General features: G+C 70.4%; 19 protein-coding genes. 11 read left to right on the top strand and 8 right to left on the bottom strand.

The window, feature by feature from the left end; translation table 11 throughout:
- The first annotated feature begins 401 nt into the window (after positions 1-401).
- Together D7X30_RS35480 and D7X30_RS35475 are read left to right on the top strand one after the other, a co-directional pair.
- Positions 402-3,002 (top strand): response regulator, encoded by a 2,601-nt coding sequence (locus D7X30_RS35480; RefSeq protein ID WP_120567402.1) that lies wholly within the window; start codon positions 402-404, stop codon positions 3,000-3,002.
- Positions 2,999-4,135 (top strand): class I SAM-dependent RNA methyltransferase, encoded by a 1,137-nt coding sequence (locus D7X30_RS35475; protein WP_120567401.1) that lies wholly within the window; start codon positions 2,999-3,001, stop codon positions 4,133-4,135. The genes D7X30_RS35480 and D7X30_RS35475 overlap by 4 nt, the downstream gene beginning before the upstream one ends.
- Before the next feature lies 1 nt (position 4,136).
- On the opposite strand, the gene D7X30_RS35470 is transcribed toward D7X30_RS35475, so the two are convergent.
- The 3 genes from D7X30_RS35470 to D7X30_RS35460 form a co-directional block, all read right to left on the bottom strand.
- Positions 4,137-5,741 (bottom strand): ATP-binding protein, encoded by a 1,605-nt coding sequence (locus D7X30_RS35470; RefSeq protein WP_120567400.1) that lies wholly within the window; start codon positions 5,739-5,741, stop codon positions 4,137-4,139.
- 243 nt (positions 5,742-5,984) lie between these two features.
- The gene (locus D7X30_RS35465) at positions 5,985-7,367 is read right to left on the bottom strand and encodes a TIGR02266 family protein (RefSeq protein ID WP_120567399.1); all 1,383 of its coding nucleotides are present in this window, start codon (positions 7,365-7,367) and stop codon (positions 5,985-5,987) included.
- 16 nt (positions 7,368-7,383) lie between these two features.
- Complete coding sequence (locus D7X30_RS35460) at positions 7,384-7,758, bottom strand: response regulator (protein WP_014399331.1); 375 nt, start codon at positions 7,756-7,758, stop codon at positions 7,384-7,386.
- An 82-nt stretch (positions 7,759-7,840) separates the two neighbouring features.
- Between D7X30_RS35460 and D7X30_RS35455 the strand changes: the two genes are divergently transcribed.
- The gene (locus D7X30_RS35455) at positions 7,841-9,238 is read left to right on the top strand and encodes a M20/M25/M40 family metallo-hydrolase (protein WP_199724638.1); all 1,398 of its coding nucleotides are present in this window, start codon (positions 7,841-7,843) and stop codon (positions 9,236-9,238) included.
- Between the two features lie 63 nt (positions 9,239-9,301).
- On the opposite strand, the gene pip is transcribed toward D7X30_RS35455, so the two are convergent.
- Together pip and D7X30_RS35445 are read right to left on the bottom strand one after the other, a co-directional pair.
- A complete protein-coding gene (gene pip / locus D7X30_RS35450) occupies positions 9,302-10,267 on the bottom strand; it encodes a prolyl aminopeptidase (protein WP_120567397.1) in 966 nt (321 codons plus the stop codon).
- Between the two features lie 316 nt (positions 10,268-10,583).
- On the bottom strand, positions 10,584-11,765 hold the full coding sequence (locus D7X30_RS35445) for a small ribosomal subunit Rsm22 family protein (RefSeq protein ID WP_120567396.1): 1,182 nt from the start codon (positions 11,763-11,765) through the stop codon (positions 10,584-10,586).
- A 58-nt stretch (positions 11,766-11,823) separates the two neighbouring features.
- Between D7X30_RS35445 and D7X30_RS35440 the strand changes: the two genes are divergently transcribed.
- From D7X30_RS35440 to D7X30_RS35430, 3 genes are read left to right on the top strand one after another with little or no spacing between them, the layout of a single operon-like run.
- Entirely contained in the window at positions 11,824-12,834 is a 1,011-nt protein-coding gene (locus D7X30_RS35440) for an ATP-binding cassette domain-containing protein (protein ID WP_120567395.1), read from the top strand.
- Positions 12,831-13,637 carry an ABC-2 family transporter protein gene (locus D7X30_RS35435; protein WP_120567394.1) on the top strand — a complete coding sequence of 269 codons (807 nt, stop codon included), beginning with the start codon at positions 12,831-12,833 and terminating at the stop codon, positions 13,635-13,637. The genes D7X30_RS35440 and D7X30_RS35435 overlap by 4 nt, the downstream gene beginning before the upstream one ends.
- A gap of 7 nt (positions 13,638-13,644) precedes the next feature.
- Positions 13,645-14,439: an ABC transporter permease gene (locus D7X30_RS35430; protein ID WP_120567470.1), complete on the top strand. Its 795-nt coding sequence runs from the start codon at positions 13,645-13,647 to the stop codon at positions 14,437-14,439.
- Between the two features lie 4 nt (positions 14,440-14,443).
- Here D7X30_RS35430 and D7X30_RS35425 read toward each other — a convergent pair whose 3' ends face one another.
- Complete coding sequence (locus tag D7X30_RS35425; RefSeq protein ID WP_233591998.1) at positions 14,444-15,367, bottom strand: MBL fold metallo-hydrolase; 924 nt, start codon at positions 15,365-15,367, stop codon at positions 14,444-14,446.
- 130 nt (positions 15,368-15,497) lie between these two features.
- Here D7X30_RS35425 and D7X30_RS35420 point away from each other — a divergent pair, with 130 nt between their 5' ends.
- Together D7X30_RS35420 and D7X30_RS35415 are read left to right on the top strand one after the other, a co-directional pair.
- The gene (locus D7X30_RS35420; RefSeq protein ID WP_233591997.1) at positions 15,498-17,678 is read left to right on the top strand and encodes a kelch repeat-containing protein; all 2,181 of its coding nucleotides are present in this window, start codon (positions 15,498-15,500) and stop codon (positions 17,676-17,678) included.
- A gap of 322 nt (positions 17,679-18,000) precedes the next feature.
- Complete coding sequence (locus tag D7X30_RS35415; protein ID WP_120567392.1) at positions 18,001-18,429, top strand: T6SS immunity protein Tdi1 domain-containing protein; 429 nt, start codon at positions 18,001-18,003, stop codon at positions 18,427-18,429.
- Positions 18,430-18,737: 308 nt separating this feature from the next.
- Here D7X30_RS35415 and D7X30_RS35410 read toward each other — a convergent pair whose 3' ends face one another.
- Complete coding sequence (locus D7X30_RS35410; RefSeq protein ID WP_120567391.1) at positions 18,738-19,643, bottom strand: helix-hairpin-helix domain-containing protein; 906 nt, start codon at positions 19,641-19,643, stop codon at positions 18,738-18,740.
- A 171-nt stretch (positions 19,644-19,814) separates the two neighbouring features.
- Here D7X30_RS35410 and D7X30_RS35405 point away from each other — a divergent pair, with 171 nt between their 5' ends.
- Together D7X30_RS35405 and D7X30_RS35400 are read left to right on the top strand one after the other, a co-directional pair.
- Positions 19,815-20,930: a hypothetical protein gene (locus D7X30_RS35405; protein ID WP_120567390.1), complete on the top strand. Its 1,116-nt coding sequence runs from the start codon at positions 19,815-19,817 to the stop codon at positions 20,928-20,930.
- Between the two features lie 75 nt (positions 20,931-21,005).
- On the top strand, positions 21,006-21,377 hold the full coding sequence (locus tag D7X30_RS35400) for a hypothetical protein (RefSeq protein ID WP_120567389.1): 372 nt from the start codon (positions 21,006-21,008) through the stop codon (positions 21,375-21,377).
- 6 nt (positions 21,378-21,383) lie between these two features.
- On the opposite strand, the gene D7X30_RS35395 is transcribed toward D7X30_RS35400, so the two are convergent.
- Positions 21,384-21,782 (bottom strand): RidA family protein, encoded by a 399-nt coding sequence (locus D7X30_RS35395; RefSeq protein ID WP_120567468.1) that lies wholly within the window; start codon positions 21,780-21,782, stop codon positions 21,384-21,386.
- Positions 21,783-21,902: 120 nt separating this feature from the next.
- Here D7X30_RS35395 and D7X30_RS35390 point away from each other — a divergent pair, with 120 nt between their 5' ends.
- Positions 21,903-23,531, top strand: a complete 1,629-nt coding sequence (locus D7X30_RS35390) for a peptide chain release factor 3 (RefSeq protein WP_120567388.1) — start codon at positions 21,903-21,905, stop codon at positions 23,529-23,531.
- Positions 23,532-23,533 lie beyond the last annotated feature (2 nt).

Genomic DNA, 23,533 nt, shown 5'->3' with positions numbered 1-23,533 from the left:
GGACAGACCTCCTGCCGGGTGCGAGCGCTCTGGCGGAAGGCCGGGAGGTCGTTTCCTCCCCCGTCCAAGGCGACCCCCTGCCGCACACCCCGGTTCATGTGGGACTACACCGCCTTGGCGGTAATAGTCTCATACCATGGTAATTATGAGGTCTGAAAGACCCGCTCAATCTTACAGCCAGGACGGATGTGGCGGGTCCAATGGGTGGCTGGGAGCGGCTTGTGTTGAGTGGTGCCCAGAAGGCTGCCCCCGGGGAGGCCTGGCGTTCGTGAAGACGGGGGCCCCAGGCCTTTTGGCGGGTGCGATGGAGGGGGATGTCCGTACACTGGACGGGAACCCCTTTCCGCATTCGCGGCGGCCCCAGGAAAGGCGGGGAGGTTGCTGGACCTCCCCTTGAATGGATGCAGGCACCCTTCGACTTCCAGAAGCTCTTCGAGCTGTCGCCCAATCCCTACATGCTGGTGGACCGGGAGCTCCGGTACGTCACGGCGAACACGGCCTACCTGCGGGTGACCGCCAGCCGGCTGGAGAACCTGGTCGGACGCACCCTCTTCGAGGCGTTCCCGCACGACCCGGACGACCCGAACAACGCCAGCTCACGGATGCTGCGCGACTCGTTCTTCCGCGTGCTGACGGAGCGGGTGCCGGACACGCTGGCCATCATTCCCTACCGGGTGCCCCGCCAGACGGACGCGGGCGTCGTGGTGGAGGAGCGCTACTGGAGCGCCACGCACACGCCCCTCCTGGACGGGCGGGGCGAGGTGGCCTTCATCCTCCAGCACACGATGGACGTGACGGAGCTTCATCAGCTCAAGCAGGCCGTGCGTGACGCGGAGGTGTCACAGGACGGAGGGCCCCGGACGCAGTTGATGGGCGGGGTGCTCGCGCGCGCGCAGGCGGTGCAGGAGGCCAACCGGGTGCTGGACGACGAGCGCCGGCACCTGCGGCGCCTGTTCGAACAGGCGCCGGGCTTCATGTGTTCGCTGAAGGGGCCCGAGCACGTGTTCGAGCTGGCCAACCGCTCCTACCTCCAGCTCGTGGGACACCGGGACCTGCTGGGCAAGACGGTGCGGGAGGCCCTGCCGGAGGTGGCAGGGCAGGGCTTCTTCGAGCTCTTGGACCGGGTGTTCACGACGGGCGAGCCCTTCGTCGGGCACAACATGGGGCTGCACCTGCAGCGCGAGCCCGGGGGGCCGCTGGTGGAGGCCTTCCTGGACTTCGTCTACCAGCCCGTCATCGAGGCGGACGGCAGCGTCTCCGGCATCTTCGTCCAGGGCCACGACATGACGGCGCAGAAGCGGGCGGAGGACGAGCTCGCGCGCCACCGCGACCATCTGGAGGTACTGGTGCGCGAGCGCACGCGGGCGCTGGAGGAGAGCGAGGCGGAGCGCCGGCAGGCTGAGGCCGCGCTGCTCCAGGCGCAGAAGATGGAGGCGGTGGGCAAGCTCACCGGTGGCGTGGCGCATGACTTCAACAACCTGCTCCAGGTGGTGAGCGGGAATCTCCAGCTGCTCCAGCGCGACACGGTGGGTGACTCGCGCGCGCAGCGGCGCCTGGAGACGGCGCTGGGCGCGGTGGAGCGCGGGGCGCGGCTGGCGTCGCAGCTGCTCGCGTTCGCGCGCAGGCAGCCCCTGGCGCCCACGGCGCTCAACCTGGGCCGGCTGGTGCGCGACATGGACGACCTGTTGCGCCGCGCCCTGGGCGAGGACGTGGAGGTGGAGACGGTCATCGCGGGCGGGCTGTGGAACACGTCCGTGGACCGCAACCAGTTGGAGAACGTCATCCTCAACCTGGCCATCAACGCGCGCGACGCCATGGACGGCCGGGGCAGGCTGACCATCGAAGCGGGCAACGCGATGCTGGATGACCACTACGCGATGCTGCACCCGGAGGTGACGGCGGGGCAGTACGTGCTGCTGGCCATCTCCGACACGGGCTCCGGCATGACGCAGGAGGTGATGGAGCGCGCGTTCGAGCCGTTCTTCACCACGAAGCCGGAAGGGCGCGGCACGGGCCTGGGGCTGAGCATGGTGTATGGCTTCGTGAAGCAGTCCGGCGGCCACGTCAAAATCTACAGCGAGCTGGGCCACGGCACGTCCATCAAGATCTACCTGCCGCGCACCTTCCAGGCGGCGGTGCAGCCGGCGGAGCCTGGACCGGGGCAGGTGGAGGGCGGCACGGAGACCATCCTCGTGGTGGAGGACGACGCCGCGGTGCGCGCCACGGTGGTGGAGGTGCTCACGGAGCTGGGCTATCGCGTGCTCAAGGCGCACGACGGCCAGAGCGCGCTCGCGGTCATCCAGAGCGGCCTGCCGGTGGACCTGCTCTTCACGGACGTGGTGATGCCGGGGCCGGTGCGCAGCCCGGAGCTGGCGCGGCAGGCGAAGGCGCACCTGCCGGACCTCGAGGTGCTCTTCACGTCCGGTTACACGGAGAACGCCATCGTGCACGGCGGCCGGTTGGACCCCGGCGTGAGCCTCTTGTCCAAGCCGTACCGGCGCGAGGACCTGGCGCGGAAGATCCGCGCGCTCCTGCGCGGACGCGAACAGCGGCTGGCGGCGAAGCCGTACCGCGCGCCCACGCCCGCGCCCGCCGAGGCGCCGTCGAAGGGCGCGCTGCGCATCCTCCTGGTGGAGGACGACGCGGACATCCGCGAGTCCGCGTCCGAGCTGATGACGGACCTGGGGCACACCGTGCTCGCGGTGGAGAGCGCGGAGGCGGCGAGCGAGGCGCTGGCGAAGGAGGCCTTCGACCTGCTCTTCACGGACGTGACGCTGCCGGGCAAGTCCGGCGTGGTGCTGGCGCGCGAGGCCGTGCGGCTGTATCCAGCCCTGCGAATCATCATTGCCTCCGGAGACTCGCGCGCGGTGGCGGCGGAGGACGGTCAGGCGCTGGAGCGTGTGGTGCTGCTGCCCAAGCCGTATGACCTGAACCAGATGGAGCGCGCGCTGGAGCAGGCCGCCATGGACGCGGGTTCCTCCGCACGGACGCGGTCGGCGTGACGGACGCTCGGGCCCGGACGGGCGAAACCATCTACGTGTCCACGCTGCCGGGCCTGGAGCCCGCGCTGGAATCAGAGGCGCGCGAGCGGGGGCTGTCCTTCCGGCGCGCGGAGGGCGGCATCGAGTGCGAGGGCCCGGTGGGCCTGCACCAGACGGCGAACCTGCACCTGCGCACCGCGAGCCGCGTGCTCCTGCGCCTGGGCACCTTCACGGCGCCCACCGCGGACGCGCTGGTGCAGGGGCTGCAAGCGCTGCCCATGGCGGACGTCTGGGACGGCAAGGTGCCGCTGCGGCTGTCGGTGACGCTGCACCGCTCCGTGGCCCCGGGGCCGGCCGTGGTGCTGGAGTCCGCGGCCGTGGCCTGGGACCCGTGCGAGGTGACGGTCGCGGGACACCTGGACGAGGAGGGTGGGGGGCCGGGGCTCACGCTGCTGGTGCGCGGCGAAGGAGAGCGCTGGACGGTGAGCGTGGACACGTCCGGTTCTCCCCTGTACCAGCGCGGCTACCGGCAGGAGGTGGGGCGCGCGCCCCTGCGCGAGACGCTGGCCGCGGGCATCCTCCGGCTCGCGGGCTACGCGGGGGACGTGCCGCTGGTGGATCCGATGTGCGGCTCGGGCACGTTCCTGGTGGAGGGCGCCTGGCTGTCCCAGCGCCGCGCGCCGGGCCTGCTGCGCACGTTCGCGTTCCAGTCCTTCCCGTCCTTCGACAAGGCCGCCTGGGCGCACCGCCGCGCGGAAGCGGAAGCCGAGGGGCTGGCGGAGCCTCGCGCGCCCATGCGCGGATACGACCTCAACGCGGGGGCGCTGGGCACGGCGCGGCGCAATGCCAGACGCGCGGGCGTGACGCTCACGCTGGAGCGGCATGACCTGCGCTCGCTGAAGGCCCCGCCGGACGCCCCCGGGCTCGTGGTGGCCAACCCGCCCTACGGCAAGCGCGTGGGCGAAACGGAGGACCTGCCGGACCTCTACCGCGCGCTGGGCGCGACGTTGAACGGCGCGTTCCGCGACTGGCGCAAGGCGCTCATCGTCCCCGAGGATCCGAAGCTGGTGGCGACGCTGGGGCTGAAGGGCGCGCGGCAGCTCCCGGTGAAGAACGGCGGCCTGCGCTGTCTGCTGGTGCTATCGGGCGCTTGAGCTAGAGCGGCAGCACCAGCTCGAAGCGCGCGCCGCCCTCGGGACGCGCGCCCGCGCGCACCTTGCCTCCGTGCGCGAGCACCACGCGCCGCACGATGGCCAGGCCCAGGCCGCGGCCGTTGGCGCGGGTGAGGAAGAAGGGCTCGAAGACGCGCTGCGGATCCAACCCGGCGATGCCCGGGCCCTCGTCCTCCGCGCTCAGCGAGACACCCTCCGGCACGCGGCGCACCTCCACGCGCACCGTGCCTCCGCGCGGCGAGGCCTGGATGGCGTTGCGCATCAGGTGCGTGACGGCCAGCTGCAACAGCGTCTCGTCTCCGGACAGCTCCGGCACGTCCGGCGCCTCGTCGAACGCCACGCGCGGCTTGGGCAGCTCCTCCCGGCCGTGGAGCAGCTGCGCGAGCGCGCGGTGCACCAGCTCGCCCAGCGACACGGGGCGCGGCCGGGGCTCCAGCGGGCGCACCGCGTCCAGCAGGTCGCGCACGATGTCCTCCAGCCGGATGGCCTCCTCCTCCAGCATCTCCACCGCGGAGGCGCCCGCGGGCCCCAGGCGGGGTTCGCGCTTGAGCACCGCCACCGTGTTGAGGATGGCGCCCAGGGGGTTGCGGACCTCATGGGCCACGACGCCCGCCGCCTCGCCCAGCGCCGTCAGCCGCTCGCTGGCGATGAGCTCGTTCTGCAGGCGGGACACCTCCGCGAGCCGCGCCTCCGCCGCGCGGTGGTGCCGCACGTTCTCCAGCGCGCCGCCAATCAACTGCGCGAACAGCTCCAGCGCTCCCGCGTTCGCGGGCGTCAGCGTGGTGGACTGCACCGCCAGCACGCCAAAGGGCTCGTCCCCCACGAAGATGGGCGCGTCCAATGCGCGTGAGCCCGGCGGGTAGATGCGCTGGATGGTGTCCGCCACCTCCGGTGAGTGCAGCCGCCGCGCCATGCTGAACGCGTCCGGATGGAACACCGCCCTGCGGCTCGTGAGCACCTCTTCCAGGTGCGGCATCCCCGAGCGAGGGAAGCGCACCGCGTGCACGTCCTGCCCGTACAGCCGCGACGCCGCGGCCAGGCTCTCCGCCTCCTGGCGCATGGGCCCGTGGCGCAGGAAGTCCCCCTCCAGCAGCATCACGGAGACGTAGAAGCCCTGGCGGTGCAGGGAGTCCACCGCCAGCTCCAGCACCGCGCCCTCATCGCGGCAGCGCAGGAGCTCCGCCGCGGTGGCCACCAGCATGGTGGACAGCGTGCGCACCGCGTCCCCGCCCTCCGCGTCCAGCAGCAGCACGAGCTGCTCCTCCGGCACGCGGCCCGGCGCGGTGACAGGCGACAGCACGTGCTGGCTTCCGTCCGCGCCGCGCACGCGCACCCAGGCGGGCCGCACCGGGGTGGGCTGCTCGCCGCGCATCAGCGCTTCGCACAGGGGCTCCACCCAGGAGCGCTCCTCCGGCCCGAAGTGCGCGGCGAGCTCCAGCAGCGACGGCAGTTCGTCCTCTCGCAGGCCCAGCAGCGTGCGCAGCGCGGTGTTGGTGAACACCAGCCGGTCGCCGCGAATCACGAACAGCGGCACCGGCAGCGCGGGCAGCAGGCCATCCAGCGTGCCGGGCGGGCCGGAGACGCTCATCGCCGCCCTTTCGTTCCAGGGGAACGGCGGCCCGGAGGCAATCGCCGCGCGGGTGCGCCGTAGGAAGGGATGAAGGCGTTGAGCACTGGAGGAAACACCATGAACTTCGCGAACGAGTTGGACCGCCGGGACCTGGAGTTGAAGTCCGTCATGGTCGTGTGGGTCGCCTTCGTGGCGATGAGCGCGGTCTTCCTGGGCCAGTTGTTCTGATCCCCGAGCGAAAGCCACCCGCCCGGGAACCTGTCAGGGCTTCTTGGGGCGGCGGACGTACTGCTGGATGAAGTCCCGCTCTTCCGCGCGCAGCGAGCTCAGGCGCAATCCGTAGCCGCGGGGGTTCTTGCCGTCGTCCAGGGAGTTCTCCCAGATGACGGAGCTGCGCAGGGTCATCACGCGCTCCGGATCATCGAAGCGCAGGGTCAGCTCCACCTGCGTCCCCAGCCGCAGCGGTCGGTCCGTGCCGATGAACAGGCCGCCCGACGACAGGTTGATGATGCGGTGGTCGGTGAAGATGCCCGTGTTCTTCATCGACACCTTCACGTCCGCGTGGAGCCGGTCATCCGACCGGCGCTCCAGGCCCACGAACTCGGCGCTCGAATACGAGGGCGCGGGGGCGGCCATGGGGCGCCGGACGGGCGCGGGCGGCGGCGGCGCGGGAGCCGGCGTGGGCGGCGGCGGCGTCACCGGACGCGTCGTGGGCGTCATCACCGGAGGCGGCCGGGGCGGCGCGGGCGGAACCACCGGACGCGTCATGCTGCCCGGCGCGGGCGTGGGCGGAATGGAGGCGGCCACCGGACGCGTCATGCTGCCCGGCGCGGGCGTGGGCGGAATGGAGGCGGCCACCGGACGCGTCATGCTGCCCGGCGCGGGCGTGGGCGGAATGGAGGCGGCCACCGGACGCGTCATGCTGCCCGGCACCGGCGTCGGTGGAATCGCGGCGGCCACCGGACGCGTCATGCTGCCCGGCGCGGGCGTCGGTGGAATCGCGGCGGCCACCGGACGCGTGAGGGAACCCGGAACAGGCGTCGGCGGAATCGCGGCGGCCTGCGGCGTCATCACCGGTGGCGGACGCGCGGGCACCGCGGTTCCGCTCAGCGGCAGCGGCGCGGACGGCATCGTGCCGCTCATGTCCACCCGGGGCGGCGGGGGCGCGGGCGGATGCATCGCGCCCTGGAGGAAGAGCGTCTCCGCCTCGCGGATCCGCCGCGAGAGGAAGTCGAAGATCTCAACGGAGACCTTGCGCAGCTCCGGATGAAGATCCGGCGACAGGTGCTCCGGTGAGAAGCGCTTCGCCATGCGGAAGAAGGCGAGCCGGAACTCATCGAGCGACGCCTGCGGCTTGAGCCCGAACACCTCGTGCGGCGGCAGGTGCAGCAGGCCGCGCAGCTGATTGCGCAGGCGCTCGGCCTGCTGGTTTTCGAGGGAGGACGTGGGCGCCGCGGTGGTGAACAGGTCGCGCACCTCCGGGAGCTCCTGGAGCGCGACCCAGTTCGTGCCGTCGCGCGACGCGCGCACGGCCGTCTTCAGGCGACCCGAGGAGATGAGGTCGCGGAAGGCTTGCAGCTGGAGGGGGCCCAGCACGCGGCCGAGCGAATCTCCCACCCAGTAACCGACAACGGATGACGACACGGGGACCTCGGTGGAATCAGGACGCGAGCGCCTGGCGTACGGCGGCGGCGATCTCCAGGGGATGGAAGGGCTTGCCCACGAAGCCCATCGCCCCCGCGGCGATGGCCTGCTCCACCACCGGCTCCGCGTCCATGCTGCTGATGACCAGGACGCGCGTCTCCGGCGAAACACTCTTGATGGCGCCCAGCACCTCCAGCCCGCTCTTCTTCGGCATGAAGAGGTCCAGGAACATCACCGCCGGCTGCTCCTTCTCCGCCAGCGCCAGCCCTTCCTCCCCGTCCGCGGCCTCCAGCAGCCGCAGGTCGATCCCCGTGTCCGCGATGACGTCCTTGAGGATGCGGCGCACGAAGCTGTCGTCATCCACCAACAGCAGGGTAGGTAGTCCAGGCATGGGTGGCAGGATACATAAGACGCGCGACGTTTGGGCGCGCGCATCCCACGTGCCTGCTCGCCTTTTGGGTTAAGGGGTGGGCATGTCCACCAATCCCGCGCTGTCCCATTTCGAATCCCACAAGGCCGCGTACCTGGAGGACCTCAAGGCCCTCGTACGCATTCCCAGTGTGTCCTTTCCCGGGTTCGACGCGGGCCTCGTGCGCAAGAGCGCGGAGGCCACCGCGGCCCTGTTGAAGGACCGTGGATTTGAAAACGTTCAGCTGCTCGAAATCGAGGGCGCGCACCCGTATGTCTATGGCGAGGTGCTCAAGGCGCCGGGCCGCCCCACGCTCCTCCTCTACGCGCACCACGACGTGCAGCCCGCGGGAGACGAAGCGGCCTGGAAGAGCCCGCCCTTCGAGCCCGAGGAGCGCGACGGCCGCCTGTACGGACGCGGCGCGGCGGACGACAAGGCGGGCATCGTCGTGCACACCTCCGCCGTGGACGCATGGCTCAAGAGCACCGGCCAACTCCCACTCAATGTGAAGGTCATCATCGAGGGCGAGGAGGAGGCGGGCAGTGACCACCTGGGTGCATTTCTCCAGAAGCACGCGAAGCTGGTGGCGGCGGACGCCATCGTGTTGACGGACACGACGAACTTCGACACGGGCCTGCCGTCCATCACCACGGCGCTGCGCGGGCTGGTGACGGTGGACGTGGAGGTGCGGGGGCTGCATCAGGCGGTGCACTCCGGCATGTGGGGCGGGCCCATTCCGGATCCGGCGATGGCGCTGTGCCGGATGCTGGCGTCGCTGACGCACGCGGATGGCTCCATCGCGATTGAGGGCGTGATGGAGCAGGTGAAGCCGCTGACGGACGCGGAGCGCCAGAGCATCCAGGCGCTGCCCGGTGACGACGCGACCTTCCGCGAGCAGGTGGGCCTGCGCGAGGGCGTGCAGATGTTGGGCGGTGGGCGGCACCCCTGGGAGACGAACTGGCGCCAGCCGAGCCTGGCCATCAACGCCATCCAGGCCAGCAGCCGCAAGGACGCGCGCAACATCGTCGTGGAGTCCGCGTGGGCGCGCGTGGGCATCCGCGTGGTGCCGGACATGGATCCGGAGGACGTGCAGCGCCGGCTGGTGGCGCACCTGAAGAAGGTGTGTCCGTGGGGCCTGGAGCTGGAGATCCGCGAGGACCAGGCGTCCGGCTGGTGGTACACGGATTCGTCGCACCCGGCGTTCCAGGCGGCGTTCCGCGCGCTGGAGAAGGGCTACGCGAAGAAGCCGGTCACCATCGGGTGCGGTGGATCCATTCCGTTCGTGGAGCCGTTCGCGAAGGAGCTGGGCGGCGTGCCCGCGCTGCTCATCGGCGTGGAGGATCCGTACACGTACGCCCACTCGGAGAACGAGAGCCTGCACCTGGGCGACTGGGAGAAGGCCATCCGCTCCGCCATCCACCTCTATGAGGAGCTGGCGAAGTCGCTGAGCCCTCGCGGCTGAGCGGGAGTGGCGTCGTGCCGCGAGGACGTGGCCACGAGCCTGGAGGGCCCGTGGCCACGTGCGCTACAGGCCGCGGAAGCGGTCCGTGGCCTCGATGAGGGCGGAGGTGTTGCCGGGCTCGTTGGCGGAGTGGCCCGCGTCCGGCACCATCACGAACTGGGCCTCCGGCCACGCGCGGTGCAGGGCCCACGCGCTCTCCGGCGGGCACACGACGTCATAGCGGCCCTGCACGATGACGGCGGGGATGTGGCGGATGCGGTGCACGTCGTCCAGCAGCTGGGTGTCCGTGCGCAGGAAGCCCCGGTTGAGGAAGTAGTGGCACTCGATGCGCGCGAAGGCGATGGCGAAGTCGTCGCCCGCGTTGCGCGCGATGAGCTCCGCGTTGGGGTACAGGCAGCTGGTGCGGCCCTCCCACACGCTCCACGCCTTCGCGGCCTCCTGCTGCGAATGCTTGTCGTCGCCCATCAGCCGCTTCGCGTAGGCCTGGAGCAGGTCGCCGCGCTCGTCCTCGGGGATGGGCGCGAGGAATTGCTCCCACGCGTCCGGGAACATCGCGCCCGCGCCGCGCTGGTAGAACCAGTCGATCTCCTGCTTGCGCAACAGGAAGATGCCGCGCAGCACCAGCTCCGTGACGCGCTCCGGGTGGGCCTCCGCGTACGCGAGCGACAGGGTGCTGCCCCACGAGCCGCCGAAGAGCATCCAGCGCTCCAGGTCCAGGTGCTCGCGCAGCCGCTCCATGTCCGCCACCAGGTCCCAGGTGGTGTTCTGCTCCAGGCTGGCGTGCGGCGTGCTGCGGCCACAGCCGCGCTGATCAAAGAGGATGATGCGGTACACGCTGGGGTCGAAGAAGCGGCGCTGCTTCGGGTCGGTGCCGCCGCCCGGGCCACCGTGCACGAACACCGCGGGCTTGCCCTTCGGGTTGCCGCTCTCCTCGAAGTACAGCGAGTGGCCCCCGGTGACCTTCAGCTGGCCGGTGCGGTAGGGCTCGATGGGGGGATAGAGCGTGCGCAGCGGCGTGGGTGCGGGCACGGGGTTCCTTCCTTGGGAATGAGGTGCCGCGCAACCTAACAACAGACGGCGCCCCCGGGGCGAGCCGTTCAGAAATACCACGTCAGCCCGAGAACGAGTCGCCACGGTCCTCCTTCGACGGTGGTGCCGCGCTGATGCGTGCCGCCATCACGCTCCTGGAAAATTTCACGCCGGAGCGGCCAGGCCTTGTCGTCCGCGTGGGCCGCGCCGGAGGAGAGGGGACGAGCAGCGTGAAGCGACTGCGGGGCACGGGGCCTCCGGGGGGAAGGACTGCAATCCCTCTACGGAGTGGCCGCCGTGCCCTGGTCGTCTCCGCTCAGGGCTTCGGAGGTTCCGGCGGCTTGGGCGCGGGAGGCACGCCGCGTCCGGCCTGGGCCACCATGCGCACCTCGGCGTTCTCCCCGAGCGCGAAGCCGTCGCCCTTCGTCTCCAGGTCCGTCGCTTCGATGACGTCTCCGCGCTGGAGGTGGAAGAACTTCTCGTTCTTCTCCGAGCGGTGGCGCTCCTGCATCGCCAGGCCCACGCGCCCCTCCGGCCCGCAGCCGATGTAGCGCTGGCGGCCCTTGCCCTCCAGCGACTCGCTGACGATGCGGAACAGCCGGCCCGGCGGCGGCTCCGGCCACGGCTCGCCCTTGGGCGCCAGCAGCAGGTAGCTCATCTTGAGCGATTCCTTGTGGAAGCCCGCCACGCGCGCCAGCTCCTCCACCACGCGGGGCATGGGCCACGCGCGCTCGGCGTGGCACCAGTCCGTCTCCTTCACCAGCGCGGGGCACGCGCCGCGATACATGCACGGCGCGCGGATGGCGTAGCCGCGCTCCACCATCAGGTCGCGCACCTTGAGCAGGTTGCGGCTCGTCTCGCGCAGCGCGGGCTCCATCACCAGCAGGCTGCCGCCCTTCTTCACCTTCGCGAGCACCGACTCCAGCAGCGCCGCGCGCGGCTTCAGCGCTTCGTCCGTCGCGCCGTACAGCTCATTCACGACGTGCCCCATCGTGATGAGGTCGTACTGGCCCTCCGGCAGCGTGGCGTTCTTCTTCATCGGATCCCACTCGCGCGTGGCCATGGCCTCACCGGCCTCGGTGGCCAGCTCGCGTGCCAGGTTCAGCGCCGGCTTGCTGCGGTCCGCCGCGGTCACTTCACTGGCGCCCGCGTCCATGGCCGCGAAGGCCACGGGGCCCGGGCCGCTGCCCAGGTCCAGCACCTGCCGGGGGCGGTTCGGCAGCTCGCCCAGCACCTGGCGCGCCTGGGCGTAGGACACCGGCCAGTAGAAGAGGAGGTAGGCGCCCAGGAGGCGCGGGTCGTCCATGTACCGGGCGCCGGCCAGCTGGCGCTCGCGGGTGAGGCCGTGGGACAGCTGCTTCACGCCCGCGCCCACCTCCTTGACCTCCTGCGGCGTGAGGCGGCCTTCCGGCCCGTCCTCCCGCCCCCGGGACGCGCGCCACACGGAGATGAGCCGGGGCAGCCATCGCTCCAGGTCCTTGCTGTATGCGTTGCTCATCGTTGCCTTCACATCAGGGGTCGCCACCCGGAGGCGACCGCGTTAAACCCATCCCGCCATGATTTCCGTCCGCGGACTGCGCAAGCACTATCAGGTCCACAAGCGCCCGCCTGGCCTGAAGGCGGCCCTGCGCTCGCTCGTCCACCGTAGCTACACGACCGTCAAGGCCGTGGACGGTATCTCCTTCGACATCAAGCCCGGGGAGCGCGTGGGCTTCCTGGGCCCCAACGGCGCGGGCAAGACGACGACGCTCAAGGTGCTCGCCGGCCTGCTCCACCCGTCCGAGGGTGAAGTCACCGTGGATGGCCGCGTGCCCCGGCTGCGCGAAGAGGCGTTCCTCAAGAAGATCATGCTGGTGATGGGGCAGAAGCAGCAGCTCCTGTGGGATTTGCCGCCGTCGGAGACGTTCGAACTCAACCGCGCCATCTACGACGTGCCCCGCCTCCAGTACAAGCAGACGCTGGATGAGCTGGTGTCGCTCCTGGAGCTGGGGGACCTCATCGGCAAGCCCACGCGGCAGCTCAGCCTGGGGGAGCGGATGAAGTGCGAGCTGGCCGCGGCCCTCATCCACCGCCCCCGGGTGCTCTTCCTGGACGAGCCCACCATCGGCCTGGACGTGTCCATGCAGGTGACGATGCGCGCGTTCATCAAGGCCTACAACGAGCAGACGGGCGCCACGCTCATCCTGACCAGCCACTACATGGACGACGTGGCGGCGCTCTGTCCGCGCGTCATCGTCATCGACAAGGGGCAGCTGTCCTACGACGGCAGCCTGGACGCGCTGGTGCAGCGCGTGCGCCCGGAGAAGCGCGTGGTGCTTCGGCTGGGCCAGCCGGTGGACGCGGCCCTGTTGACGGCGCTGGGCAAGGTGGTGTCGCACGAGCCGGGCTCGGCGGTGCTCCAGGTGCAGCAGGACGCGGTGAACGCCACGGTGGGCCGCGCGCTGTCCACGTTGCCGGTGACGGACCTGACGGTGGAGAACGCGCCCCTGGAAGAGGTGATGAGCGAGCTGTTCCAGGAGGGCAAGGCCCGCCGGGCGGAGGCCGCCCGGGAGGCGGTGACGGCGTGAGCCTGCGCACGGCCCTCAAGGCGCTGCCCACGATGCTGCGCATCGGCTTCTCCGAGGCGGTGGCCTACCGCGCGGAGATGATCATCTGGGTGCTGGCCACCACCATGCCGCTCATCATGCTGGCCCTGTGGTCGGCGGTGGCGCGAGGCGGGCCGGTGGGCCGCTTCGGGCAGGCGGAGTTCACGGGCTACTTCCTCGCGGCCTTCTGCGTGCGGCAGATGACCAGCTCCTGGGTGGCGTGGCTGGTCAGCTACGAGGTGAAGCAGGGCACGCTGGCGATGCGGCTCTTGCGGCCCATCTCCCCGCTGCTGTCGTACGCGACGGAGGTGCTGGCGGGCATCCCGCTGCGCGTCGCCATCGTCCTGCCCGTGCTGGGCATCAGCCTGTGGGCGGCGGGCACCGAGCACGCCGTGCCCACGTCGCTGGGCGGCTGGGGGCTGTTCGCGCTGGGCATCACGGGCGCGTGGCTCATCACGTTCTATCTGAACGTGCTGCTGGGCACGCTGAGCCTGTTCCTGGAGAGCAGCCAGAAGCTGATGGAAGTCTACATGGTGCTGTTCTTCGTCTGCTCCGGGTACATGTTCCCGGTGGAGTTCTTCCCGCCCGGCGTGCGCACGGTCATGGAGTGGCTGCCGTTCCGCTACCAGATGGGGCTGCCGGTGGAGCTGATGACGGGGGCTCATTCCGCGAAGGACGCGTGGGCGCTGCTCGGGGCGCAGTGGACGTGGGTGCTGGGCCTGGGCGTGGTGTCCTTGACTGTCTGGCGGCGGGGCCTGGCGCGCTTCGCGGCGTTCGGAGGGTAGGGCGGTGGTGAACGCGAAGCGCTACCTGCGCCTGTTGGGCGTGCAGCTGAAGGCCTCCGGGCTCCTGGCGTTGCAGTACCGCGCGGACTTCCTGGCGGAGGGGCTGACTTCACTCGCGTGGACGTTCACCGCGCTGGCGCCGCTGTTCGTCGTCTTCGGCACGCGGCCCAGCATCGAGGGGTGGACGTTCCAGGAGTCGCTGCTGGTGGTGGGCTGGTTCACGCTGCTCCAGGGCGTGCTGGAGGGCGCCATCAGCCCCAGCCTCACGGGCATGGTGGAGCACATCCGCAAGGGCACGCTGGACTTCGTGTTGCTCAAGCCCGCGGACGCGCAGTTCCTGGTGTCCACGCAGCGCTTCCTGCCGTGGCGCGCGGTGAACGTGCTGTCCGGCGTGGGGCTGTTCGTCTACGCGTTCATCTCACTGGGGCGCTGGCCGTCGCTGCCGGGCGTGTTCGCGTCGCTGGTGTTGCTCGGGACGAGCATGCTCATCCTCTACTCGATGTGGATCCTCGTGGTGAGCGCGGCCTTCTTCGTGGTGAAGGTGGACAACCTCACGTACCTGTTCACGTCCATCTTCGACGCGGCCCGGTGGCCGTCCTCGGTGTTCCGGGGCTCGCTGGCGTGGGTGTTCACCTTCATCATCCCGCTGGCGCTGATGACCACCTTCCCCGCGCTCGCGCTGCTGGGCCGGCTGCCGTGGACGTGGCTCGTGGGCGCGGTGGTGGGCGCGGTGGCGTTCGCGGCGATGGCGCGGTGGGTGTGGCTGATGTCCATCCGCCACTACACGTCCGCGAGCAGCTGAAGCCTCAGGGCCGGGGCCGGGGTGCCTGCCGGGCCCACTCCGCGCGGACTACATGGGGCAGGAGCTTCGCGTGGGCGTAGCCGGGGTAGCGCTCCTTCAGCTTCGCCTCCACCGCGGCGAGCGGATCCGCGCTGGGGTGCTCCGCGCGCCGCTCGCGGGTCACCTCCTCGCGCACGGCCTGGACGTAGGCGATCTGCGCGTCCAGCAGCTCCGGCCCGCCGGGCAGGCCACGCCCCGGGTGGATCCACTTCGGCTTCAAGGCGCGTAACTCATCCAGGCGCTGGAGCCACTCGGTGGTGTCGCCGCCTTCAAACCAGGTGTGCGTGTCCCGCGCGACGAGGTCTCCGGTGAAGAGGTGGCCCTCCCATTCCACGACGACGTGGGCCGCGCTGGAGCCCGCACCCAGGACGTGGGCCTTCAGCGTGACACCCGCCGCGCTCAGCTCCCGGGTGCTGTCACCGAAGCTGTCCGCGAGCACGAGCTCCCGGGGATAGCGGCCGTTCCAGTACTGCTTGAAGAGGGAGGGCGCCCACTTCTCGTGGACCGCGGGGATGCGCTCGCGCACCGGGCCGGAGGTGACGACTGGAACGCCCAACTCCTTGAGCAGGGCCGTGCCGTTGAAGCTCTCTGGATTCGCGTGGAGGACGATGGCGAGCTTCGCCTCCTTGCCGGTGACGTCCCTCGCGAACGCCAGCTCCTTGCGCAGCGCGGAGGGCAGCAATTGCGTGTCGATGAGGACCAGGCCCTCCGGACCTTCAATCCAATAGGACGCGGTCTGGAGTGACCACTGGGAGGAGATGTATTCGCCGACCCGGAGGTCGCCCTGCTCCTGGAGGGAGTGGGAGCGGTAGTGGGTTTCGACGACGGGCTGGGTCGCGCCACAGCCACACAGGAGGGAGGCCAGCGCGGCGGCGAGAATCATTCTCATGAATCCCGATGATACCCGCGGATGATGATTGATAGGAATTCCGCTGTTGTCTTCCCTTCGTCTGGGTTAAGGGGCCGCCCCCCCATGCGGTGAGAGCCGCATCCCCATGAAGTGAAGGAAGTCCCCCTCGATGATCCGTATCCGTTTTCACGGCCTGCTGGCCGCGTTCGCGCTTGCGTGCGCGACAGCCTGTGCCCCCGAAGCCCCGTCTTTCATTGACGCTCCCTCCACCTCCACCTCCACCTCGCGCCTGGACGCGTCCTCGTGGGGCAGCGCCGGCACCATGGCCTCCGTGCGCGTGGATGCCACGGCCACCCTGCTGCGCAATGGTTATGTGCTCGTCGCGGGCGGGGGCACGTCCGCCGCGGAGCTGTATGATCCACGCACCGGCCGCTGGTTCTCGCTGGGCGCCATGGCCACGAGCCGCCAGCGCCACACCGCCACGCTGCTGGCCTCCGGCAAGGTGCTGGTGGTGGGCGGAGGCACCTCCGTGCTGGCCTCGGCCGGCGCGGAGCTCTTCGCCCCGGACACCAACAGCTGGTCCGCCGCGACGGGACTGGACCTGCCCCGCTCCCAGCACACCGCGACGCTGCTCCCCGACGGCCGGGTGCTGGTGGTGGGCGGCGACAGCGGCTTTGGCAACGCGCTGTCCAGCGTGATGATCTATTCCCCCGCGACCCACTCCTGGTCCGTCACCGGCCGGATGAGCGCGGCCCGCCTGGGCCATGCGGCGACGCTGCTGCCGGATGGGAAGGTGCTGGTGACGGGCGGCCGGGACAGCGCCAACGGGAACGTGCTCGCGACGGCGGAGCGCTATGACCCCGCGACGGGTGAGTGGACGGCGGTGGGCCGCATGGTCACGCAGCGCACGGGGCACACGGCGACGCTGCTGCTGTCCGGGCAGGTGCTGGTGGCGGGCGGCTTCGCGGGCAGCCTCGCCACGAACACGTCCGAGTTGTTCGACCCAGGCACCGGCACCTGGACGCCCCAGGGCCTGCTGCCGTCCCAGTCCGTCTTCCACACCGCGACGCTGCTCACCTCCGGGCAGGTGCTGGTGGCGGGCGGTTCCACGGGCGGCCAGCCCTACCTGGACAGCGCCGCGCTCTACACTCCGGCCACCGGTGTCTGGACGGCGACGGCGACGATGTCCTCGCGCCGCATCAGCCACGCCGCCGCGCTGCTCCCGTCGGGAGAGGTCCTCGTGCTGGGCGGCGTGCCCCAGGTGGGTTCGCTCAGTGCGACCGCGGAGCGCTACCGCCCGTCCGCCCTGCCGTGGAGCACGGCCGCGAGCCTGGGCTCCGCGCGCTCGCAGCTCAGCGCCACCCGCTTGAACACGGGCGACGTGCTGGTGGTGGGCGGGGCGTCCTCCTCGGGCGCGGCGCTCGTGAGCGCCGTGCTGTACGACGAGGCGACGAACAGCTGGCAGGACACCGGCTCGCTGCGCACCGCGCGCTTCCTGCACTCGGCCACGCCCCTGAATGACGGCCGCGTGCTGGTGAGCGGCGGGCAGCGGGACGCCTCCACCTGGCTGTCCGCCACGGAGGTGTACGCGCCGGCCACGGGGACCTGGACGCAGATGGGAGACCTGGGGACGGGACGGGCCCGTCACACCGCGACGCTGCTCCCGGGCTCCGGCCAGGTGCTGGTGACGGGTGGTGCGTCGGGTGCGAGCACCTCCTCCACGCTCGCCAGCGCGGAGCTGTTCAACCCGGCCACGGGCACCTGGAGCCCCACGAACTCCATGGCACACGCGCGCACGTATCATGCGGCCGTGCCGCTGCCTTCGGGCGAGGTGCTGGTGATGGGCGGCAGCTCCACCGGGGCGGACGCCATCACCGCGAGCGCGGAGCTGTTCAATCCGTCCACGGGCACGTGGCGGCCCACGGCGTCCATGGCGGTGGCGCGCTACGGCCACATCGCGGTGCCGCTGGCCAATGGCAGCCAGGTGCTGGTGGCGGGCGGCTGGGGCGTGGATGGACCGCTGCGCTCGGCGGAGCTGTACGACGTGGCACAAGGCACCTGGAGGACCGTGGCGTCCATGAACATGCCGCGCTACCTGCCGCACGCCACAGCGCTGTCCACGGGCCGCGTGCTGGTGGTGACGGGGGAGGGTGGCTCGGGGTTGGGCGTGCTCGACTCGGCGGAGGTGTATGACGTCGCGATGAACGCGTGGACGCTCGCGGGCGTCCAGTCCACGCGCAACACGCACCACGGCCTGGCCCTGCTGCCCTCCGGCCGCGTGCTCGTCGCGGGTGGCAGTGGAAGCGGCGGCGCGCGCGCGGCCGTGGACGTGTACTCACCGGCGCCGTGAGTCGGCGGCGCACGGGGCGGGCTCATGCAACGCCTGCCCCGTGTCGCGCGGAGCGCCAGCCCTTGAATCTTCTAGGTCCTGTTTGCAGATAGGTCGAGGCGGCCCGGTTGTTCCCGAGGCGTGGGCCGCAAAGACCTGACTGACGCCGAGTGGGAGCGGCTTGCTCCCTTGCTGCCGCCACAGAAGCCGCCGGTTGGCCACCCGCTAGGAGAAGCGCGGCCAGTGCTACCTCGCCATGGTTGTGCACGCCGTCATTCGGCTGTGGCTGTGACTTCCGGTCCGCGACTCGCCGCCTGGCTTCGCGCCCAGCTAGAATGGCGGAATGTCCTTTCCGCTGTTCGTGGAACCCCCCCGGGAGGAGTGGCAGAGACTTCTGGCTGACTGGGCGTGGCTCGTCGATGGCCCCTGCTACCCGCTGGCCGCGACTCTCTTCGGCGACGCCTTCTTGCTCCGGCCGAGTGGGGAGGTCCAGCTACTTGATGCACTTGAGGGCAACCTCAAAACCGTCGCGCCCTCCCTCAAAGAGTTCGAGGCACTGCTCAAGTCGGAGCAGGGGCGGGAATTGCTGATGGCGCAGATGGCCGAGCTCCTCTGGAACAAAGAGGTCCGCCCGCAGCCTGACGAGTGCTACGGGTATCAGGTGCCGCCGATCTTCGGTGGCTCCCTAGGCTCCGAGAACATCCGCGTGTTCTCCCGACTCGTCTACATGTCCATCCAGGGGCAGCTACACCGCCAGGCCCAAGGCGGCTAGAGACGCTTCGGCCTTTGCAAACAGGGCCCAGGCACGAACACAACCTTGCTCTGAATGCCATTGTAGCCGTTGAGCGCTCGTGCGTGGTCCGCTGGCTTCGTGCGTGCCGAAGCAGCCTTCCTGACTGGGGTCATAGCGTGCCGTCAGTGTCGCCCAATCAGTGTGAGCATCGTCAGCTGAGTATTGCGGACCATGAGACGGGCGAGATGGGTGCCGAATTCCGTCGCATTTAGGCAGAGTGCCCATCCAGTGGCATGGCGCGTGAGACGCCGTGCTCTCGATACGACTCGTCTTGCCGTGGACGTGGTTTACGCCCCCGCGTGCGGTGCTTCGTGCGCCGCATCCCTGCGGGAGTAGTACGCGAGGCATTCGTCCTCGCGCCCGCGCACCACGCGTCTGCCATGGAGCGGGCCGACGTGGGAGGTCACCACGGTGTACTGCCCTTCCACGTCGTCCTGGTCGTAGTAGAGGACCACCCAGTCATCCGTGGCGTCCTGCTGGTGCGCCAGCGCAGTGTTGGAGAACAGCGCGCGGAAGTTCCAGTCGTCCACGTGTTCGCGCATCACCGGCAGCCAGGCCTCGCCGGATGGGTTGAAGCGCTTGGGCGCGATGCGACGCAGCTCCCCGGCCTCCGCCCTGCGCCGGTAGTCCGCGTCCACTCGCAGCAGCAGCGCCACCGACGGACGCGGCCCGTCCTCGCCCCCGTGAGAGCGCGCCCGTTCGCGCTCGCGCCGGTTGCGCCCCAGCCGCGCCGCCAGCACCTCGCGCACCTGCTCCGCGCGCCGGGGCCCGAAACCCTCCACCCGCTCCAGCCGTCCATCGTGCGCGGCCAGCTCCAGCGCCTCCAGCGTGGAGATGTCCAACGCTTCGTGGATGCGCCTGGCCAGCTCCGGTCCGATACCAGGAACGCTGGCGAGCAGGCTCTCGGGGGAAGCCTCACCTTCCAGCCGTTCGAGCAGCCCCACGTGTCCCGTGCGCACCAGCTCCGCGACCGTCCCCGCGATGCTCTTGCCCACGCCGGGCAACGCCCGCAGGCCCGCCTCGCCCTCCGCGGCCAGCACCTGCGCCACGGAGTCCGGCCAGTTCGCGATGGTCGCCGCCGCCTTGCGATAGGCCCCCACCCGGAAGGGCATCGCGTCCTGCGTCTCCAGCAGGTCCGCCACCCGCTCCAGCGCGTCCGCGATGTCGATGTTGCTCTTCCATTCGACGCCCATGGTCCCTGAAAGGTAGGGGCTCCCCGGGAGGGCGACCACCCCGCGGGCTGACACCCGCGCACATGGCGGCCCTTCGCGGGAAAAATTCCCCGCCCCGCAACCGCGCCGGGGCTGCCGGGTTGGAAGGAACAGCAGGCAGTCATGCGAACCTGTTCGACCTGGAGGATGACGATGCGCTGGAACAAGACGTTGGCGGTGGGTGCGGCCCTGGTGCTTTCGACGGCGTGCGGCGGGGTGGATGATCAAGAGGCTCTGGAGTCCCTGCCGGACTTCGCGGGCACGTCGCTGGAGATCAACACGGATGCGCTCGCGCAGGACGGCGCCGCGCTCGTGGCCCAGGACCTGATGCAGGTGGAGGCCTCGCTCGACGGCCAGGGCGCCGCGATGCTGGAGGGCGCCCGCCTGGAGGTGAAGGCGCTCAACGACACGCTCCGTCAGGCGCTGGTGCCCATCGCGGACCTGGCGAAGCAGGCCGCCAACGAGCAGCCCGGCGACGTGCTGGTGTATGGCCCCACCGACCGCGCCAACGCCACCTTCACGCTCGCCATCCGCAAGGGCGCGGGTGGGCGCTACCAGTGGAAGCTGGAGGCCCGTCCGCTGAACAGCGCGGACGACGTCCCCTACAAGCTCATCGCGGCGGGCGCGCTCAAGCGCAGCGGTGATGCGCACCGCGGCCGGGGCACGCTGGCCATCTCCCTGGACAACCTCAAGGCGGTGGCGCCGTCCTACGCGGGCCAGGGCAAGCTGATGATGTCGTTCGCCCACTTCGGCAAGGGCAGCAAGTCGCTGGCGTACCGGCTGGCCAACTTCACCCCGAACCCCGCCATGCACGACGCCGTCACCGGCGCCTTCGTGGGCCACAAGATTGAAGCCACCGGCGTCACCCGCGTGCGAGTGCTCGGCCCGTACAACCTGCCCGGCACCGCGACCTCCGCGAAGGAGAAGGTGCTCTCCACCGTGCGCCACATCCCCGGCTCCGGCGGACGCGTGGACGTGCGCGCCTGGGGCGGCGACATCGCGGCGAACACCTACTACGTGGGCAGCGCCTGCTGGGACAAGCAGGAGAAGGAGGTCTACCGCGTCCTCCTCCAGTGCTCGGACTCGGGCCGCCCGGAGAACTGCACGGAGGTGGCCGGCAGCCGCGTGGGCACCTTCCAGGCCTGCCCCGAGGTGGAGCTGCGCGGCGACGTGACGCCTCCGGAAGGCACCGGCGAAGCCGTGACGCCCGAGCCCGGCAACCCCGGCGCGCCGGACGACGTGCCCACCGACGTCACCCCCGACTTCTAGGCGCCCGGATGGGGATATTGTCTCCCCGCGTGTGGCCCGGGGGGCTCACGCACAAGCGCAAAGGGAGGCGCACGCATGAGCACGGACGGCACCTATCTCGCGGTCTTCCTCAGCAACAAGACGAGCCCGCGCTGGCGGGCCTGGTATGCGATGTCCGAGGACGAGAAGCGCGCGAAGGACCAAGAAGGCTTCGCCGCCCTGAAGGCCTGGGACGAGAAGTACCGGGACGCCATCGTCTACGAGGGCGGCCCGCTCGGCAAAACCAAGCGGACGTCGCTGGAGGGCGTGGCGGACGTCGTGAACGAGCTGACCGTTTTCGTCGTCGTGCGCGCGCCGTCGCATGAAGCCGCGGCGAAGATGTTCGAAAATCATCCGCACATGGCGATCTTCCCGTGCGACGCCGTGGACGTGATGCCGTTGCTTTCGGGTCCACCCCCCGAGGCGTAGGGGCCGTCAGGGCAGGGCGGATGCCACCACCGCGTCCGCTTCGATTTCCACCAGCATCCGCGGGTCGATGAGCGCCTTCACCTCCACCATGGAGGTGGCGGGGCGGATGGCCGCGAACACCTCACCGTGGGCGCGGCCAATCTCCTCCCAGCGCGAGATGTCGGTGACGTACATGCGCGTGCGCACCACGTCCTCCAGCCGGGCGCCCACCGCCTCCAACGCGGCGCGGATGTTGGCGAGCGCCTGGGCCGCCTGCCGGTATGCGTCCCCTTCACCCACGAGCTGGCCGTCCGCGTCCGTGGCGGTGGTGCCGGAGACGGACACGAAGGGGCCCGTGCGCACCGCCCGCGAGTAGCCCACCCGGGGCTCCCAGGGGGTGCCGGTGGCATGGAGGATGCGCTGCATGGCGTGCTCCGATGTGGGCCTGAGGGAGGGCTGCCCCGGAGGGCCGGAGCCCGGCCGGACCTCCAGGCGCTGCTTGCACAGCTGCAAGGAACGACCGCCCGTGATAGTTGGCCTCGGATCATGGCCAATGAGCTCGAGAGGGAGGTCGCCCGGCGACGGACCTTCGCCATCATCTCCCACCCCGACGCGGGAAAGACAACCCTGACGGAGAAGCTGCTGCTGTACGGCGGCGCCATCCATCTGGCAGGCAGTGTGAAGGCCAAGCGGGCGCGGCGGCACGCGACCAGCGACTGGATGGAGCTGGAGAAGGAGCGCGGCATCTCCGTCACCTCATCCGTGCTCCAGTTCAGCTACCGCGACCACGCGGTGAACCTGCTGGACACCCCGGGCCACCAGGACTTCTCCGAGGACACCTACCGCACGCTGTCCGCCGCCGACGCGGCGGTGATGCTCATCGACGCGGCGAAGGGCGTGGAGCCCCAGACGAAGAAGCTCTTCAAGGTGTGCCGCATGCGCGGCATCCCCATCTTCACCTTCGTCAACAAGCTGGACCGCTACGGCCGCGAACCGCTGGAGCTGATGAACGAGCTGGAGCAGGTGCTCGGCATCCGCTCTTACCCCATGAACTGGCCCATCGGCATGGGGCCGGAGTTCCGGGGCGTCTACGACCGGCAGGCGCGCGTGGTGCACGTGTTCTCCGCGGAGGGCTCGCACGGCGAGTCGGAAGTGGTGGAGCGCTCGGTGTCCATCGACTCGGAGGAAATCAAGTCGGTGCTCACCGAGACGGAGCTGGCGAAGCTCCAGGAGGACATCGAGCTCCTCGACATCGGCGGGGATGAATTCACTCGTGAGAAGTCGGACGTGGGGCAGCTGTCGCCCATGTTCTTCGGCAGCGCGATGACCAACTTCGGCGTGCGGCCCTTCCTGGACGCGTTCCTGGACCTGGCGCCCGCGCCCACGTCGCGGCCCACCACGCAGGGCCCTCGCGAGCCCACGAACCCGAAGTTCGCGGGCTTCGTCTTCAAGATTCAGGCGAACATGGACCCCGCGCACCGCGACCGCATCGCGTTCATGCGAGTGGTGTCCGGCCGCTACGTCAAGGGCATGAACGCGTTCCACTCGCGCCTGGGCAAGGAGGTGCGGCTCGCGAAGCCCAGCCAGTTCCTCGCCGCCGAGCGCACGTCCATTGAAGACGCGTGGCCGGGGGACGTCATCGGCCTGTTCGACCCGGGCCAGTACCGCATCGGCGACTCGCTGGCGGAGGGCTCGCAGGACGTGCTGTTCGAAGGCGTGCCGCGCTTCAGCCCGGAGTTCTTCGCGGTGGTGCGCTCGAAGGATCCGCTGCGCCGCAAGCAGATGGAGAAGGGCCTGGAGCAGCTGTCCGAAGAGGGCACGGTGCAGATCTTCCAGCAGCTGGCCATGGGCATGAAGGACCCCATCGTCGGCGTGGTGGGCGCGCTCCAGTTCGAAGTGCTCCAGTACCGCCTGGAGCACGAGTACGGCGCGAAGATCGCCCTGGACCGGCTGCCCTTCAGCCACGCCCGGTGGGTGGTGGGCCAGAACTTCGAACCGAAGTCGTTCGACTGGGAAGGCAACCGCCAGACGGTGCAGGACCGCGACGGGCTGCCCCTGGTGCTCTTCCGCGACGACTGGGCGCTCCAGCACGCCGAGGAGAAGCACCCGGAGCTGAAGTTCGTCTCCGAGGCCCCGCTCCTGCGCCAGTCCGCGTCGGCCGCGACCGGCAGCTAGGG

The sequence above is a fragment of the Corallococcus sp. AB011P genome (assembly GCF_003611605.1).
Classification (GTDB): Bacteria; Myxococcota; Myxococcia; order Myxococcales; family Myxococcaceae; genus Corallococcus; species Corallococcus coralloides.
Note: the sequence above shows the minus strand (reverse complement) of the source record. Positions and strands in the feature narration are given on the sequence as shown.